The organism is Lactiplantibacillus sp. 7.2.4 (assembly GCF_018991185.1).
Taxonomy (GTDB): Bacteria; Bacillota; Bacilli; order Lactobacillales; family Lactobacillaceae; genus Lactiplantibacillus; species Lactiplantibacillus pentosus.
Genome location: NZ_JAGYGS010000065.1, coordinates 1 through 17,372, shown reverse-complemented (window position 1 = coordinate 17,372; position 17,372 = coordinate 1). Strand labels below are relative to the sequence as shown.

The following is a 17,372-nucleotide window of genomic DNA, read 5'->3' as shown; positions in this document are numbered from 1 at the left end:
AAATTACAAGTTTAATCCAACCAGGACCGAGAAATCTCATAATAGCAGCAAAAAAGGCTAAGGAACAGGAATCCACAGAGGCATCACACATATGTTTCAAAAACAGATTCAAAGCGTCTTACAAGTTACCATATAAGGGTTATGTTGGATGATCACCATAATATTCTTAAAATTGATTGACCATTTGGCCGATAAAAAACATGATAGAGACTATCATGGAACCCTCTATCAAAAGGTAAATGAAAAATCTTGAATTGCAGTCAATAGGTGAGATCGCTTCTTGGACTTCAATTGTAAATCAACAAATGCGGTGTTATATTTGATGATAGATTGTATTTAATAGCGTTAGTTAAAACGTGTTTTAATCTTGTTAAAATTTTGGAGAGTGAATGATGGATCAAACAGTAAGTTTTGACTTTTTTATCCGGCTTGTTCGTAAATACTGGCTTACAATCGTTAGTTTTACAGTGGCGGGATTAATAGTTGCCGCAGGGTTGACCTTCTTTGTAATTACACCTAAGTACCAATCAAGTGTCCAGATTTTGGTTAACCGTAAAGACACTAATGCCGCTACTGAGTATGCTGGGCAGCAGGCTGATATTCAGATGGTTACGACCTACAAGGAATTAATTGCTGGACAAGTGGTTTTAAAACCAGCTAAGCAACAATTAAGCAAACGTTATGGCATTGAGCGCTCACTAAGCACACTAAAAAGTGAGGTTAGTGTGACAAGTACGGCTAACTCACAAGTTTTCTCAATCTCAGTGACTGATACTAATGCGAAAGCTAGTGCGACGATTGCCAATCAAATTGCTCGTAGTTTTAAGAACCAAGTGCAAAAGATTATTAAAGTTAACAACGTCACGATTGTTGCTCCAGCCGAAACGCCAAATGGTGCGGTATCACCGAAAAAACCTCTTAATATGTTGGTTGGGTTAGTTGCAGGATTGTTACTAGGATTTGCTTATGCAGCGATTCGGGTGCTCACTGATCGTCGCGTTCACGACGCTGATTTCTTAACTGATGAATTAGGATTGACTAGTTTAGGCTTGGTTAACCATCAACATCACTATTCAATGAAGAAACAGGCCTTGAATCTGAATGGTGGCTATCATACGCATAATGATCGAACATCGTCACAAGCGATGAAACGAGTTTAGGAGGGTGTTAGATGTTTAAACGTAAAGAACAGAATATAACGACTACGGCACCAATTAATCTCACGACGATTAATGAACCCACGTCGGTCATTACTGAGCAGATTAAAACAATTCGAACCAATATCAATTTTGCGGCTACTGACAAAAATTTACGAACTTTAATGGTGACTTCATCGATGGGTGGTGAAGGTAAGTCAACGGTAAGTTGTAACTTGGCGGTGGAATATGCTAAGGAAGGGATGCAAGTTTTATTGGTCGATGCTGATTTACGGCGACCAATGATTCACACGACGTTCGGGCTTGAAAATCATAAGGGATTAAGTTCATGGTTGGCTAATCAAATGGACAATGTGAATGATGCAATTCATCCCGTTATTGGTAACTTATTTGTGATGACGAGTGGTCCTAAGCCACCGAATCCCGCGGAACTGTTAGGAAGCAACAAAATGACAGAATTCTTAACTTCGGCAACACGTAAATTAGATTTGGTGATCGTTGACGCACCACCAATTTTGCCGGTGACTGACTCACAATTGCTTGCTAATAAAGTTGATGGCACGGTCTTAGTTGTTCGCCAAGGTGTAGCCCAAAAAGCAGCGGTTCGTGATGCTGTTAATTCGTTGAAAAAATCTCAAGCCAATATTCTGGGCGCAGTACTGAATGATGTTCGCGATGGTTCGCACCATGGCTATTACGGCTATAGTAGCGGTTATGGGTACTACAGCGATGAAGATAAATAATTTAGTTGACTTACATTGCCACATCTTACCAGCCATTGATGATGGTTCGCCTTCCTTAGAAGCGTCATTGGAATTAGCACGGCAGGCAGTTGCTGACGGGATTCGCTATATTTTAGCGACACCACATCATATGGATCGACACTATCTCAATCATGCAGGTGATGTGTCTGCGGCGGTTAAGGCATTTCAAGCAGAGCTAGATGCAAATGATATTCCGTTAACCATTTTTCCTGGTCAAGAGGTACATCTAAATGGTCAGTTGATGGAAAATGTTGATGATTTGTTGGGCATAGATGCCAGTAGACACTATTTACTGTTGGAACTTCCTCACGAGATGGTACCAAGTTATTTGGATGAAATGATTTTTCAATTGTCTTGTGAGGGGATTACCCCAGTTATTGCACACCCTGAACGGAATGCTCAAATTATTGCTGAACCGCAACGATTATACAAGTTGGTCGAGGATGGGGGCTTGGCACAGGTTACGGCCACGAGTTTAGTTGGTGCTTTTGGGGAACAAGTCCAACGTACTGCAAAAGAATTCGTTAAGTGTGGTTTGGTTCAGGTGGTCGCGTCGGATGCGCATACGCTGAAAAATCGTGGCTTTGCAATGACGAAGGCCTACGAAGTATTAAATGAAATGAATTCGAAATATCCTGAACGTTTTGCAACCAACGCTCGGAATTTGCTGAATGGTGAGCAGATTGCTATTGGAAGAGTGGTAGTGCCTGAAAAGCAGAAAAGGTTTTGGCTGCTTTAAGACAGATTGTTTAATTAGCCGTAAGGGTTGTCCGTATGATAATGCGCCAATGGAATCCTTTCACGCTTCCCTCAAAAAGGAATGTGTTTATCCAGTGCCGGTCTTTGAAGATTATGAAACTGCCGCTGCCGTCCTTTTTGAATATGTGCATGCTTTCTACAATAGGAAGAGAATTCATAGTTCACTGGGCTACCAGACCCCCTTACAAGTTGAAATTGCAACACTTACGAGCCAAATGGCCGCCTGATTTAATGCTTTCCAGGGTTCAAATAAGTTATTAATCGCGATTAATGATTTATTTGAGCTGTGGAAGGTAAACGCGGTTCTGAATGTCTCTTAAAATCTGTCTCAAATATTGACTTCAATCCAGTTGTTCGCTGATGAAACTAATCGCTACTTGATGTTGGAGCTTCCACACGGTGAAGTACCGGAATACACGAACCAAATGATTTTTGAACTACAAGCAGCGGGCATCACACCAGTAATTGTTCATCCAGAGCGGAATCATGGTATTCAAAAAAAGCCCGAGTTGCTCTATGATTTCGTGGCTAGTGGTTGTTTAACGCAAATTACCGCTAGTAGCTACTTAGGCGTTTTTGGTTCCGAGGTCGAAGACTTTACGCAACGGATCATTGATGCCGGCTTAGGCTTTGTTTTTGCCTCAGACGCACATAACTTAAAGGGCCGTAATTTTCGTATGCAGAAAGCTTTCGCTAAGCTAGAGCAGCATAATGGGGCGGAAATGGTCACTTGGGTGCAAGATAACGCTAAAAAAATCATTAATGGCGATGACTTGGAACCGAGTGAGTACCACTATATTAAAGAGAAAAAGAAGTTTTGGTTGTTTAGATAATAGTGTTTTAACTTGGAGGAATAAGAATGAGTCGGCAGGCTAAAAAAATGATTCTAATGTTGGTGGATGCAATTTTAATTGCATTAGCTAACGGAATAGCGTTTTATTTTGTGGATCATTATGTTACATTGTCAGGTCTTTACCTTGTTGCAACGATAATCGTAGAAATCCTCTTATATCTGGTAGTTGCTAATGGTGGTCGGGTTTTTTCAAAAATTAATCGTTATACCAGCATTAAGGAAGTTGGTTCGATTGCTTTGGCAGTTACTGGTGCTTACTTAGTAACTGGAATCGGATTGACAATTTTAGGAATCAGCTATAGCTTACGCCATTTAGTATTAACATATTTATTTGCTATTATGTTTATTTCTGGTAGTCGTTTAGCTTGGCGTTATTATGTTGAGTATCGGTTGCATCGTCGTGGTTTACAGGCTAGCCGGCTAATTCCAACCTTAGTTGTTGGGGCTGGTGATGGTGCTAGCGTGCTACTTTCTCGGTTGGCTTATGATCAGCCTAATGTGAACGTTATTGGTTTAGTCGATGATGATCCTAATAAACAGAATACTTGGTTACATGGTGTTAAAGTGCTTGGTGGTTTGAAGGATTTACCTAGTTTGATTCGTAAAAATGAAATTGAACAAGTTACAGTTGGTATTCCAACTTTACCACCAGCTGGTTATGAGAAAATAATGAATTCATTAAAAGACACAAAAGTAACGGTTAACCGGATGCCGAAACTCAATGACATTTTGCTTGATCGCAGTAATGTGGGTCAATTGGAAGATATTGATGTAACTGATTTATTGGAACGACCAGAAGTTAAATTAGATATGAATCAAATCTCCGATCGAATTACAGATAAGGTGATTATGGTTACTGGTGCTGGTGGATCGATTGGTTCTGAAATTGTACGTCAAGTATCTAAGTTCCGACCGAAACAAGTACTTCTACTAGGACATGGTGAAAATTCAATTTACATGATTAATCGAGAAATGCGTAAAACTTATCCGGATCAACATATTGATTTTGTGCCTTTGATCGGTGATGTACAGGATCGTAAGCTAATGTTCTCTCTAATGGCTAATTATCGGCCTAATATTGTCTACCATGCAGCAGCACATAAACACGTACCACTGATGGAATATAATCCTCACGAAGCAGTGAAAAATAATGTGTTCGGTACGAAGAACGTTGCTGATGCTGCTAAAGCCGCAGATGTGGATACCTTTGTTATGGTTTCAACCGATAAGGCAGTTAATTCTTCCAGTGTAATGGGATCAACTAAGCGTATGGCCGAAATGATCGTAACTAGTGAGAATGAACCAGGTAAGACTAAATTTGCAGTTGTTCGTTTTGGCAATGTTTTAGGCAGTCGTGGAAGTGTTGTTCCGTTATTTAAACGACAAATTAAAGCTGGTGGACCGTTGACCTTAACTGATCGGCGAATGACGCGGTACTTTATGACAATTCCTGAAGCTAGTCGTTTAGTGATTCAAGCAGGAGCACTATCTAATGGTGGTGGCCTATTCATTCTTGATATGGATAAACCAGTTAAAATTCTTGATTTAGCCAAAAAAGTTATTCGCTTATCTGGTCATACCGAAGAAGAGATTGGCATCAGAGAGGTCGGTATGCGCCCAGGTGAAAAATTGTATGAAGAATTAGTCACTGACGCTGAAGCGACAAATAAAAAAGTCTATGATAAGATTTCGTTAGGACACGTTACACAGTATAATACAGATAAAATCATTGAATTTGCCAATCATTTGTTAACGTTAGATGATCAGCAATTACAAAAAGAAATTGTTACTTATTCAAATCAGCATAATGGTCAAGAAAAACTAGAAGGGAAAACGGAAGGAGCCAATTAAAATGTATGCACACTATATAAAACGAATCATCGATTTTATGCTGGCATTGTTGGGGTTAATTATTTTATCACCACTTTATTTGGTAATTATTATTGCTATCAAGCTTGATTCTAAAGGACCAGTGTTATTTGAACAAGAACGAATGGCACAACATAAGCAAACGTTTAAAATCTATAAGTTCAGAACAATGCGTACAGATACTCCACATAATATGCCAACTCACATGTTGGCTCACGCTGATAGTTTTATTACACCAGTCGGTAAATTTCTGCGCAAAACAAGTCTTGATGAATTACCGCAACTGTTAAATATTATCAAAGGTGAAATGAGTATTATTGGTCCTCGTCCCTGCCTAATGAATCAAACTGATTTAATCATTGAGCGCGATAAATATGCCGCTAATGATGTTAAACCAGGATTGACTGGGCTTGCTCAGATTAGTGGTCGTGATGAGTTACCGATTCCAGTAAAGGCTAAGTATGATGGTGACTATTGTCAAAAAATCACATTTATTGGGGATATTAAGCTATTTTTTGAAACTACTATTTCTGTACTTAAACATGACGGTGTCAAAGAGGGGAAAACTGTCAGTCCTCGCAAGGAGTCGTAATCAATGAAAAAAGTACTAATAACGGGTAAAAATAGTTATATTGGTCAGAGTTTTAAATCTTACGTGGAAGCAAACTATCCATCTGAAATTCAGGTGGATAGTATTTCTGTACGTGGAGATGCTTGGCGAGAGTATGATTTTTCTAGGTATGATGCAGTATTACATGTGGCGGGAATTGCGCATGTTTCTGCTGACCCTAAGATGGAAACTGAATACTACAAGGTTAATCGTGATTTAACAATAGCGGTCGCAAAGTTGACCAAACAAAGTGGCGTTCGCCAATTTGTTTTTATGAGCAGTATGATCATTTACGGTGAGAAAAGGGGAATCGATTCATTAACGATCATTGATCGGGCAACAAAGCCTGAGCCTATTGATTTTTATGGACGCAGTAAATTAGAAGCAGATCTAGGGGTACAAAAACTTGCAGATGATAAGTTTAATGTGGTTTCTGTTCGGACACCAATGGTTTTTGGTCCACAAAGTAAAGGAAACTTTCCGTTATTAGTTAAAGTTGCTAAAGTTTCGCCTATCTTTCCTAAAATTAATAATCAACGTAGCATGATTTATATTAATAATTTGGCAGAATTTTTGGCTAAAACGATTCTAAATAATATATCGGGTATTTATTTTCCACAGAATCAAGAACCGTTATCGACCTTAGCCATTGTAAAAATAATTCGTACTCAATTACATAAACCACTAATTGTAATTTCATTATTTAATCCCTTGTTGCGTCTTTTGGGTAGGAGATTTCGGGTTATTGATAAGGTGTTTGGGAGTAAAACTTACCAACAAGATAGTTCAATTCCGTTCAATTATCTTGTCGTTGACAATGCAGAGTCAATCCGGAGGAGTGTAGAGCATAGTTGAAGCGTATTTTAATTGTAAGTCAGTATTTTTATCCCGATACATTTAAAATCAATGAAATTGCGGTTGAATTAGTTAATGCTGGCTATAAAGTTGATGTTGTTACTGGTCTGCCTGATTACCCATCAGGAATTATTCCTACTGCATATAAAAAAGGTAAAAAACGAAATGAAAACTATCGTGGAGTAACTATACATCGTGTATCTACAGTAGCACGTAAGAGTGGCCCAATCTTTAGGGCGCTCAATTATCTATCATTTGCTATTAATGCTGCAAGGTATATTAAAAGCATTAAAAATAATTATGATAATGTTTTTGTGTACCAAGTTTCACCCGTTACTATGATTTATCCTGCGCTAAAAGCAACCGGAAGAAAAGTTGTGTATTGCATGGACATTTGGCCGGAAGCTGTCAAAGCAATGCACATTAACGAATCCAACCCCATTTACGGAATTATTCATAAAATAAGTTCTAATTTATATAACAGCGTTGATAAAGTAGCGGTATCTTCGTATTCTTTTATCGATTATCTGATTGATGAAAATTCAGTTCCATTAAATAGAATGACCTATTTACCACAGCATTCAGATGATATGATTCTGGCGGATTCTGATAATTTAACAAAACTATTGAAGGATGATCAAAAGTTTCACTTTATCTTTACAGGTAATATAGGAAACGTTCAAGATGTTGAAACTATTATTCGAGCCGCTAGTCAGGCCAAAAAGTCGAATGAATTTGTAATTGATATTGTAGGTGACGGTTCAAATTATTCTAATATGCAATTCTTAGCGAAGAAATTAAAAGCTAAAAATATTGTTTTTCATGGTCGCCAACCATATAGTTTAATGGCTCAGTATTACTACGAATCAGACTGCTGTCTACTGACTCTACGTAATGATAATAAAATTGGTTTAACCATTCCTGCTAAGTTGCAAGCGTATATGTCTAGTGGTAGACCTATCTTAGCTGCATTAGAGGGCGATAGTAGAAAGATTATTAACGAGGCTCAGTGTGGTAAAGTCGTTCATGCTAGTGCGATAAGGGAATTGGCCGATGAAATGGATAATTTTTTAAATTATTCTAAAACAGAGTTGGCAGATATGGGAAAAAATGCGCGAAATTACTATCTGAACAATTTTACAATGAAGGAATTTATTACTAACTTAATTCGTATATTTGAGGGAGAAATTGAAAATGGAAACTAGTTTTTTTGAAGATAAGATTTTATTGATTACAGGTGGTACTGGTTCCTTTGGTCAAGCAGTGTTACGCCACTTTTTAGATAGTGGGTTAAAGGAAATTCGTATTTTTTCACGGGATGAAAAAAAGCAAGACGATATGCGTCGATACTATCGCAATGATAAGATCAAATACTATATAGGTGATATTCGTGATCGCGATAGTTTGGAGGCTGCAGTGCCAGGCACTGATTTTATTTTTCACGCTGCCGCAATCAAAGAAGTACCTTCAGCTGAATTCTTTCCCATGCAGGCAGTTAAAACAAATATTGTCGGGACTGAAAATGTGTTAACAACTGCAATCAAGCATGGTGTTAAAAAGGTGATCTGTCTGTCAACTGATAAAGCTGCTTATCCAATCAATGCAATGGGAATCTCTAAAGCAATGATGGAACATATTTTCGTTGCTAAATCACGTAATATAGATCCAGAAAAAACTTTGATGTGCGGTACTCGTTATGGTAATGTCATGGCTTCACGTGGGAGTGTTATTCCGTTATTTATCAATCAAATTAAAAATGGAGAGCCAATTACAGTTACTGAAGGGGAAATGACCCGGTTCATGATGAATCTAGATGAAGCAGTTGATTTGGTAATGTATGCTTTTCAACATGCGCAACAAGGCGATATTATGATTCAGAAGGCACCTGCTGCAACAATCAATACTTTAGCTAAAGCAATTATGGAATTATTTGATGTTGATCAACCAATTCAACACATTGGAGTACGACATAGTGAAAAGATGTATGAAACCTTATTAACTAAAGAAGAAGCTGCTCGGGCAACTGATATGGGCGATTTTTATCGTATTTCAGCTGACAATCGTGACTTGAATTATGAAAAATATTTCGATGAAGGTAATAAAGAAGCAGTTACCTTTACTGAATATAATTCCGATAATACTGATCGATTGACTGTTAAACAAATGAAACAAAAATTATTAGAATTGCCATTAGTACAGGCAGAATTGAAAGCGTGGAAAGAAAGTAAATGAAAATATTAGTAACTGGTGCTGACGGCTTTGTTGGCAAGAATTTAATTGCGCAATTAGCAAATGAGAATTTCAAAAATGTTGTTAAATTTACTCGTCATAATTCAGTTAGCGAACTAACCAAATTAACAGCTGATGTTGATTTTGTTTTTCATTTAGCAGGGGTCAATCGGCCTGAAACTAATACTGAGTTTTATGAGGGTAATACTGACTTAACACGATCATTAGTTGAGGCATTGGAGCATAATGAAAATTATGTACCAATTGTATTATCGTCATCAATTCAGGCGCGTTTAAATAATGATTATGGTTTGAGTAAAAAGGCAGCTGAAACTATTGTATTTAATTATGGCGAAAAGCATGACATACCAGTATTTGTTTATCAATTTAAAAATCTGTTTGGTAAATGGAGCCGCCCCAACTACAACAGTGCTATTGCGACGTTTGCGTATAATCTAACACATGATCTTCCAATTAAAATAAATGATCCAGATGCAAAACTTGAATTAAGCTATATTGATGATGTGATTACTGAATTCATCTATGCATTAAAAAATAATACCGCTCATAGAGAGGGTAAATATAGTATTGTACCAATTACTTACTCAACAACTGTTGGTGAAATTGCTAATAAATTAACTGCATTCAACAATAATCGGCAAAGTTTGATTATGCCATCTTTAAAAAATAAGCTCGATCGTGATTTATATGGAACTTATCTTAGCTATTTGGATGAAGATAATTTTTCGTACAATCTAAAGAAAAATGAAGATAATCGCGGCTGGTTGGCTGAATTTATTAAGTCAGAAGACAATGGGCAGATTTTTATTTCAACAACCAAGCCAGGTATTACTCGGGGCAATCATTGGCATAATACTAAAGTTGAAAAATTCTTAGTTATTCAGGGTCAAGGGTTACTGCAATTCCGTAAAATAGGGACCGATAAAGTAATTGAATATAAGGTGTCAGGAGACACACCAGAACCAGTTGATATTCCTGTCGGTTATATTCACAATATTAAAAATATCGGTGACGATACGATGATTACATTATTTTGGGCTTGCGAAATTTTTGATTCAGAAAATCCAGATACTTATTATGAGGAAGTTTAATTCATGAAAAAATTAAAGGTAATGACCGTTGTTGGCACACGTCCAGAAATTATTCGTTTATCCGCAGTAATTAACAAATTAGATGCTTCTGAATCGGTTGAACAGATTCTAGTTCATACCGGCCAGAACTATGACTACGAATTAAATGAAGTTTTTTTTAATGATTTTCATTTACGCAAACCAGATTATTTTTTAGATGCTGCTAATGGTACTGCGGTTGAAACAATTGGTAATATTTTAGTTAAAATTGACCCAATTCTTGATGAAGTTACACCTGATGCTTTTTTAGTGTTAGGTGATACTAACAGTTGTTTAGCCGCAATTGCAGCTAAACGCAAGCACATTCCAATTTTTCATATGGAAGCTGGTAATCGCTGTTTTGATCAGCGTGTACCAGAGGAAACTAATCGCAAAATTGTTGATCACACGGCCGATATTAATTTGACTTATAGCGATATTGCACGTGAATATTTGTTGCACGAAGGCTTACCTGCTGATCAAATCATTAAGACTGGAAGTCCGATGTTTGAAGTTCTTGACTCACGAAAACAAGATATAAAAAACTCATCAATTTTAGAGGATTTAGGCATTGAAAAAGGTAAATACTTTATCGTCTCTGCGCATCGTGAAGAGAACATTAATTCTGAAGCTAATTTCTTAAAATTAGTTGATTGTCTGAACATGATTGCTGAAAATTATCAGTTACCGATCATCATCAGTACGCATCCACGAACGCGCAAAATGATTGAAGCTAAACATATTGAATTTAATGCCTTAATTCGGGAAATGAAACCAATGGGTTTTAATGATTATAACAAGCTACAAATGAATGCTAAAGTGGCTCTGAGTGATAGTGGTACTATAAGTGAAGAATCTTCTATTTTAGGATTTAAGGCGCTTAATTTACGTGAGGCGCATGAACGTCCGGAAGCTATGGAAGAAGCTTCAGTTATGATGGTTGGTGTTAACAAAGAGCGCATCATGCAAGGTTTAAAAGTTCTAGAGACACAAACACCGACTACCTTACGACGCGTATCTGATTACTCGATGCCTAATGTTTCCGATAAAGTTTTGCGAATTATTTTGTCGTACACGGATTATATTAATAGGGTGGTGTGGGATAAGTGAGAATTGTAGTTAATGACATTGCTGCTTCGGAAGGGGGGGCAATGACTGTTCTGAAAGATTTTTATACAGATATTGTAAAAAATCATGTAGATATTGAATGGATTTTTTTATTAGGTGATAATTACTTACAAGAAACTAAGAATATTAAAGTATATACTTTTCCAGAAATTAAGCAAAATTGGTTTAAACGAATTAAATTTGAATTATATTCTGGGGCTAGAATTATAAACAGACTTGATGCAGATATCTACATTTCATTACAAAATACAGCTACTCTTGGTGTGAAATCAAAGCAATATGTATATTTTCATCAAGTTATTCCATATCAAACAACCGTTAAATTTTCTCTTTTTAGAAAAGAGGAATCTATTCTTTGGGTATATCAAAATATTGGAAGAAAAATTTATGATTTTTTATTTAAACATTCTGAGGCGAATATTATAGTGCAAAGTAGATGGCTAAAGCAGAGAATGAATAATTTTTTAGCTAATAATATTTTAATAAATAAGCCATCTATTTCCGCAAATATAACTACAAAGAATGAAAGATCGGATCGTACGAATCCCGTGCAATTCTTTTTCCCAACGTCTAATAATCCGTATAAAAATATAAATGTAATATTTAATGCTGTTGAAATTTTAAAAAAACAAAATATTACAAATTTTAAAGTGATTTTAACTATAGACGATATAAACCATCAGAATAATAATTATATTAATTGTATTGGAAAAATTAACAGGCAAAGTGTGTATGAATATTTGGCTAACTCAGTTTTAATTTTTCCATCACTTTTAGAAAGCTTTGGATTACCTTTGTTGGAAGCTGCAGATATAGGTACATATATACTTGCTGCGGACTTAGAATATGCACACGAGACTTTAGAAAACTATAAAAACGCCAAGTATTTTCCTCCTCAAGATGCCGAAAAATTAGCTGATTTGATGAAAGATATAATAAAAAATGGTACAGATAATATGCCAAGTAATACGATTGATAGTTATGGAAGGAAAACAGCAGATCTAATATTGGAGGATTATAATGAATAGAATAATTCGATTTGCTATTATTTTATTTTTTTCTGGTATTATTGGTGGATTCTTTTCAATTGGAAATTCCGTTTTTGTAATTCTTCGGTATGTAACACCTATGCTGATTATAGCTCTATTTTCACTATCAAAAATGAAAACGACGATCAGTAAAAGTGAATCACAATTTATTTTTTTCTTTGGAATTACATTTTTCGTATACCCTATAATCATGATATTACTCAATATATATGATAAGGGACAAGAGAATATAATAATTAATTCACTGTACTATATATTAACGATGGTTTCATGCTTTTTTATTGCTAATTTTTACAAAAGTATTAGCAGAAAAGAATTTTTTAAGGATTTTGGACTGGTAGGCTTTTTGTTTTTAGCAATAGGGACTTTGATATTTAGAGATATTTCTTTAAATATTCCAACTCTTATAAATAATATGCTATCGAATGTAAGAACAGATCGATCTTATTTGGGATTCACAAATCCTAATCAAGTTGCTATTTTGGCAGCGCTAGTAATTATGACTATATTTCTTAGTGGATTAAATAAAACAAGTAAAATATTTATACTGATTTTCAGTAGTATTGTACTAGTTAATACTGGTTCAAGAAGTCCATTAGTATCGTTTTTACTGGCAGCTTTAATAATTTTTTTCATACAGGTTTTAAGAAAAAAAGTTTCAACATTCAATGGTATTTTACTGAAAATGCTTGTAATAGACATTTTAGTATGTGGCTTTGTCTATATTATTTATAATTTAATCGGGACTACTGTCAATTTTTATTATGCATTGGATACTTTTAGTACAAATAGAATTAGTCGACAAGTGGCTACTATTTCATGGCTGTTTGGTACGAGTAATTTAGTTTTTGGTTTAGGAATGTTTAATACATCATTTTTTTATTCACAGCCGGACTTTCTTTTCTTGCATACAGATAGTTATTATACTTATATTATTACAACTATGGGACTTATTGGTCTTTTATTGACTTTGATCTTGATAGCACTTGCGATACGAAAGGCTTTTGCTGTTGAGTCACGGACTTTATTATATATTATTTTATTTTGCGTGATCTATAGCTTCTTTGAAGCCACTTTATTCTTTCCGACCTCCATATTAACAGTTCTTTTGTTAGTTTCGTGCTTTTTAATTGATGAGAGAAAGGATAGTGAGTATTTAATTGAAAAATAAAACAATATCCAATGTGATTTTTAGTGCAGGCTATCAAATTTTAATTTTATTTGTCCCCTTAGTTACAACTCCCTATGTCACGAGAATTTTTTCCCCCAATCAAATTGGAATATATGCAGCTTCCCTTGCAATAGTCAGTTTTTTTGTAGTTGGGGCTGCTTTTGGTTTACCGTTATTTGGAAGTAGAGAAATTGCAAAAGCTACATTTGAAAAGCGTGATAGATTATTTTATGAATTTTTCTCTTTGCAATTTTTAACTTCGATTGGATTTTATGTAGTTTTTTTGATTATTGCTGTAATTTTTAAACTTTCTAAATATTATTATTTACAGTCATTGTTGATACTAGTCAATATTTTTGATGTATCTTGGTTTTATATAGGAATTGAAGAAATAAAACGTACGTTGTATAGGAATTTCTTAAGTAAAATTTTCACAATGGTTAGTATTTTTATTTTTGTGAAGACAAAAAATGATTTAAATATATATATAGGTTTAAATATTATGGGAATGTTATTGGGAAATTTGTTAATGATCTTTCAATTAAGAAGATTTATTAAGGCAAAATTTATATTTATATGGCCTGATTTTAACATGGCTAAAAGAAGTTGTGGTATTCTTATTTCACAAATGATTTCTAGTGCTAAGAGTTCATTTGATAGAATAATTTTGCTAGCTTTAACTGGGAGTAACTCGTTTGTGGGAATTTATGACCAGGGGAGAAAAATAATTAATATTATTATTGCTGTTTCTAATTCAGCAACAATTGCCTTGCTTCCAAAAATGACTAGCACTATGCAAGATAAAACTAATAAATATAAACTGAATTCTATGTTACAGAAAATAGTACCAGTTATATTTATTGGATCTATTTTTTTAGGAAGCAGTATTTACTTAAATGCAGCGAATTTTGTTAGTGTTTTTTTTGGTAAGGGTTACGGTGATGTAACAGAGGTTTTAAAAATATTTTCATTAGCTTTATTAGTACTCCCAATAAACTATTTCCTTTTGAACGGTATTATATTACCTAAATCACAAGATAAGCAATATCGAGAGATATTTATAGTAAGCGCAATTGTGTTATTCGTTGGGAATCTTGTACTGGATAAACCATTTGGATTCATGGGAGCTGCTGTTGCTTTTATAATTTCAGAATATACGATTTTCTTCTATATAATATTTTTATTAAGACGAGATCGTTCCATCGCTTTTTATTTGATACCGTTCATAACATCATTTTTTGATTATTTTTTCATTAATTTAACAAGTGAATTTTTGGTTAAAAGTATGAAATTATCGATTGACGGAATAATATTATTTTTATTAACTGCTGTTGTTACTAGTGTCTATTTTATTTTGGTACACATAATAATTTTAGCTGTATACAAATTAGTAAAGAAATAAATAATAATTTATTTATGGCTAATGAAAGTAGAGAATTTAAATGAAGGTAGCATTTATAACGTATTCAATGGCACCATATAGAACTAAACAATTTGAAGAAATTGTTAAAATAAATCATTTCGATTTATCGGTATACTATATTGGTCGTTCAGTGAAAACTAGAGATTGGAAAGTAGAGAATAGTAAGTTATTTAAGGAATATCATCTAACTGGGTATTTCAAACTTGGTAATCATTATTTGTTATACAAAGACGTTAAGCGTGTCGTTTTAGAGAACGATATTTTTTTGCTGGGGGGATATAACTCTACAGCCATGTTTATTTTTTTATTCTACATAAAAAAATATCATAAGAAAGCTATCTTTGTGATGGATGGTATTTCTCCGAAAAAATTAGCAGAGTCCTCAAGTATAAAATTTCTTGTTAAGAGTAAGTTTATTAGAAGAATGGATGGCTATTTTGTTAATGGTCAAGTATCTAGAAAATATTTAATTAAAAATTTTGATGTTAATCCGGATATGATATTCAATCAATACTTAACTGTTGATGTTGATAGAATTAATGCCCTTACAGCTCAAAATATAAAAAGAGAAATTAACAAGAAGTTCTTAATTTTATATAGTGGTAGGATTTTGCCACGTAAAAGGGTGTCTGATTTCCTGAAAGCAGCTAATTTAACGGGTATTAAGAATAATATTTCTATACTTATTGTTGGAAGTGGTAGTGAGAAATCTAATATACAGCAATTAGGTGAAAGCTTAAATCTTGATATATCTTTTATTCCATTTATTAAAAATCAAGATGATTTATTTAAAACTTATGGAAGGGCTGATTGTTTGGTACTGCCATCTGATGATGATCCTTGGGGGTTAGTTGTTAATGAAGCTGAAGCGGCACATCTACCGGTGATTGTTAGTGATGCATGTGGGTGCGCACTTGATTTAGTTAAATCTGGAATAAATGGTTATACTTATGAAAGTAAAAATGTTAATGAGCTCTCAGAAAAAATTATTCAAGTATATAATGCAGTTGAAAATGGAACCAAAATGGGTGCTGAATCTTTTAAAATAATTTCTAAATGGAAATTTTCTGATTCTGCACATTCTTTTAAAGAATTGATAAATGAAATTATATAGCAAATTAGACCTTAAAGATAAAATATTATTATTGAAAAGAGATATAATATGAAGTTTATATTTTCTAGTTTTCCCGATTTTTCAGATAATTCATTTGTGATTCTTAAGTATATTATCTCTGAGAAAATACCAGGTAAAATTTACTGGTTAGTTTCAAAAAGTGGAAATATAAAGTTGATACGTGAAAAAATGATGAATTATTTTCCAACAGATTATTCTAGAATTAAATTAGTAAAGAAAAATTCAGTATTAGGTATTTTTCTTTATCTGTCAGCAAATTACATTTTTGAAACGCATGGTATGTTTGAAAAATTTCCGATATTACCATGGCAAAAGAAAATTAATTTATGGCATGGAATGCCATTGAAGAAAATTGGGTGGCTTTCTGATCATCCAGTTAAAATGAAAATGAGCTATTCGATTTCAACAGCACCAATTTTTAATGAAATAATCGAACAGGCATTTAAAATATCTAATGCTCAAGTTATTCCAATTGGTCTACCGAGAAATGACTTATTCTTTAAAAAAAGTAATTTTAACTTTAGCAGTCTATTTGGCAATGAATATCCAACAATTGCGTGGCTACCAACGTATAGAAAAAATAATATTGGAGATATCAACTTATCTGGTGAACAGAAAACACAGGAAATTGGTGGCTTTTCATATAATGAGCTAGAACAGCTTGATTCTTATTTAGGAACCCAACAGACTAACCTTGTTGTTAAGTTGCATCCTATGGATATACTAAATTTGAAAACAGCAGAACTAGCAAATTTTAAAAATATAATAGTTTTAACTGCTACAAAATTTTCAAATCTTTGTATAGAAGTAAATGACTTTCTGACTAATACGCAAGCGCTAGTTACTGACTACTCTTCAGTATATTTTGATTATTTGTTATCTGGGCACCCTATAGGAGTTATTAAAATTGATGAGAATGAGTATGCTAAGCAACGTGGTTTTGTATCTGAAGAAGTATTATCAAAATTTGAGGGATTCAAGATTCAAGATGTTTATTCTTTTCAGGAATTTATTCGGATAAGTAATGAAAATCCAAATAGTATTAGTCCTACTAGTGTAGATATATTTAATAGCTATGATAGAAAAGGTGATAATAGTAAGATACTCTTGGAATATATAGGAATTAAAAAATAATCGTTATTTTAAAATTTGTTAGTAAGTTATTGAATATTAAGTTCAAAGTCTAATTATTACTTTAATTTTCATGAGTTAAAATAGTTATATTTTGTTTAGTTTTGAA

16 protein-coding genes and 1 pseudogene are annotated in these 17,372 nt (G+C 34.1%); all 17 read left to right on the top strand.

The genetic code is table 11. From position 1 onward, the window contains the following. Nucleotides 1–389 precede the first annotated feature (389 nt). The 17 genes and pseudogenes from KGF70_RS14470 to KGF70_RS14390 all read left to right on the top strand — a co-directional run bounded on the left by KGF70_RS14470 (nucleotide 390) and on the right by KGF70_RS14390 (nucleotide 17,266). Complete coding sequence (locus KGF70_RS14470) at nucleotides 390–1,160, top strand: Wzz/FepE/Etk N-terminal domain-containing protein (protein WP_216786473.1); 771 nt, start codon at nucleotides 390–392, stop codon at nucleotides 1,158–1,160. A gap of 11 nt (nucleotides 1,161–1,171) precedes the next feature. Beyond that, nucleotides 1,172–1,900: a CpsD/CapB family tyrosine-protein kinase gene (locus KGF70_RS14465; protein ID WP_216786472.1), complete on the top strand. Its 729-nt coding sequence runs from the start codon at nucleotides 1,172–1,174 to the stop codon at nucleotides 1,898–1,900. Continuing rightward, a complete protein-coding gene (locus KGF70_RS14460) occupies nucleotides 1,887–2,660 on the top strand; it encodes a tyrosine-protein phosphatase (RefSeq protein WP_072539918.1) in 774 nt (257 codons plus the stop codon). The genes KGF70_RS14465 and KGF70_RS14460 overlap by 14 nt, the downstream gene beginning before the upstream one ends. Nucleotides 2,661–2,676: 16 nt before the next feature. After that, nucleotides 2,677–2,907 (top strand): annotated as a pseudogene (locus tag KGF70_RS14455) (IS3 family transposase); the annotation flags it as partial. Between the two features lie 123 nt (nucleotides 2,908–3,030). Beyond that, complete coding sequence (locus KGF70_RS14450; protein ID WP_253955327.1) at nucleotides 3,031–3,513, top strand: CpsB/CapC family capsule biosynthesis tyrosine phosphatase; 483 nt, start codon at nucleotides 3,031–3,033, stop codon at nucleotides 3,511–3,513. A 26-nt stretch (nucleotides 3,514–3,539) separates the two neighbouring features. After that, on the top strand, nucleotides 3,540–5,384 hold the full coding sequence (locus KGF70_RS14445) for a nucleoside-diphosphate sugar epimerase/dehydratase (protein ID WP_216770536.1): 1,845 nt from the start codon (nucleotides 3,540–3,542) through the stop codon (nucleotides 5,382–5,384). 1 nt (nucleotide 5,385) lies between these two features. Beyond that, nucleotides 5,386–5,994: a sugar transferase gene (locus KGF70_RS14440; RefSeq protein WP_072539920.1), complete on the top strand. Its 609-nt coding sequence runs from the start codon at nucleotides 5,386–5,388 to the stop codon at nucleotides 5,992–5,994. Nucleotides 5,995–5,997: 3 nt separating this feature from the next. Beyond that, nucleotides 5,998–6,867, top strand: a complete 870-nt coding sequence (locus tag KGF70_RS14435; protein ID WP_072539921.1) for an NAD-dependent epimerase/dehydratase family protein — start codon at nucleotides 5,998–6,000, stop codon at nucleotides 6,865–6,867. Further along, a complete protein-coding gene (locus KGF70_RS14430; protein WP_072539922.1) occupies nucleotides 6,864–8,072 on the top strand; it encodes a glycosyltransferase family 4 protein in 1,209 nt (402 codons plus the stop codon). Before KGF70_RS14435 ends, KGF70_RS14430 begins: the two co-directional genes overlap by 4 nt. Beyond that, entirely contained in the window at nucleotides 8,062–9,099 is a 1,038-nt protein-coding gene (locus KGF70_RS14425) for a polysaccharide biosynthesis protein (RefSeq protein WP_072539923.1), read from the top strand. Before KGF70_RS14430 ends, KGF70_RS14425 begins: the two co-directional genes overlap by 11 nt. Beyond that, complete coding sequence (locus KGF70_RS14420; protein WP_216770537.1) at nucleotides 9,096–10,208, top strand: NAD-dependent epimerase/dehydratase family protein; 1,113 nt, start codon at nucleotides 9,096–9,098, stop codon at nucleotides 10,206–10,208. The genes KGF70_RS14425 and KGF70_RS14420 overlap by 4 nt, the downstream gene beginning before the upstream one ends. 3 nt (nucleotides 10,209–10,211) lie before the next feature. After that, on the top strand, nucleotides 10,212–11,336 hold the full coding sequence (gene wecB, locus KGF70_RS14415) for a non-hydrolyzing UDP-N-acetylglucosamine 2-epimerase (RefSeq protein WP_216786471.1): 1,125 nt from the start codon (nucleotides 10,212–10,214) through the stop codon (nucleotides 11,334–11,336). Beyond that, nucleotides 11,333–12,382 carry a glycosyltransferase gene (locus tag KGF70_RS17835; RefSeq protein ID WP_216786470.1) on the top strand — a complete coding sequence of 350 codons (1,050 nt, stop codon included), beginning with the start codon at nucleotides 11,333–11,335 and terminating at the stop codon, nucleotides 12,380–12,382. Before wecB ends, KGF70_RS17835 begins: the two co-directional genes overlap by 4 nt. After that, on the top strand, nucleotides 12,375–13,574 hold the full coding sequence (locus KGF70_RS14405; protein WP_216786469.1) for an O-antigen ligase family protein: 1,200 nt from the start codon (nucleotides 12,375–12,377) through the stop codon (nucleotides 13,572–13,574). Before KGF70_RS17835 ends, KGF70_RS14405 begins: the two co-directional genes overlap by 8 nt. Then, nucleotides 13,564–14,976: an oligosaccharide flippase family protein gene (locus KGF70_RS14400; protein WP_216786468.1), complete on the top strand. Its 1,413-nt coding sequence runs from the start codon at nucleotides 13,564–13,566 to the stop codon at nucleotides 14,974–14,976. The genes KGF70_RS14405 and KGF70_RS14400 overlap by 11 nt, the downstream gene beginning before the upstream one ends. Before the next feature lie 40 nt (nucleotides 14,977–15,016). Next, on the top strand, nucleotides 15,017–16,111 hold the full coding sequence (locus KGF70_RS14395; protein WP_216786467.1) for a glycosyltransferase family 4 protein: 1,095 nt from the start codon (nucleotides 15,017–15,019) through the stop codon (nucleotides 16,109–16,111). A 48-nt stretch (nucleotides 16,112–16,159) separates the two neighbouring features. After that, entirely contained in the window at nucleotides 16,160–17,266 is a 1,107-nt protein-coding gene (locus KGF70_RS14390; RefSeq protein WP_216786466.1) for a CDP-glycerol glycerophosphotransferase family protein, read from the top strand. Nucleotides 17,267–17,372: the final 106 nt, after the last annotated feature.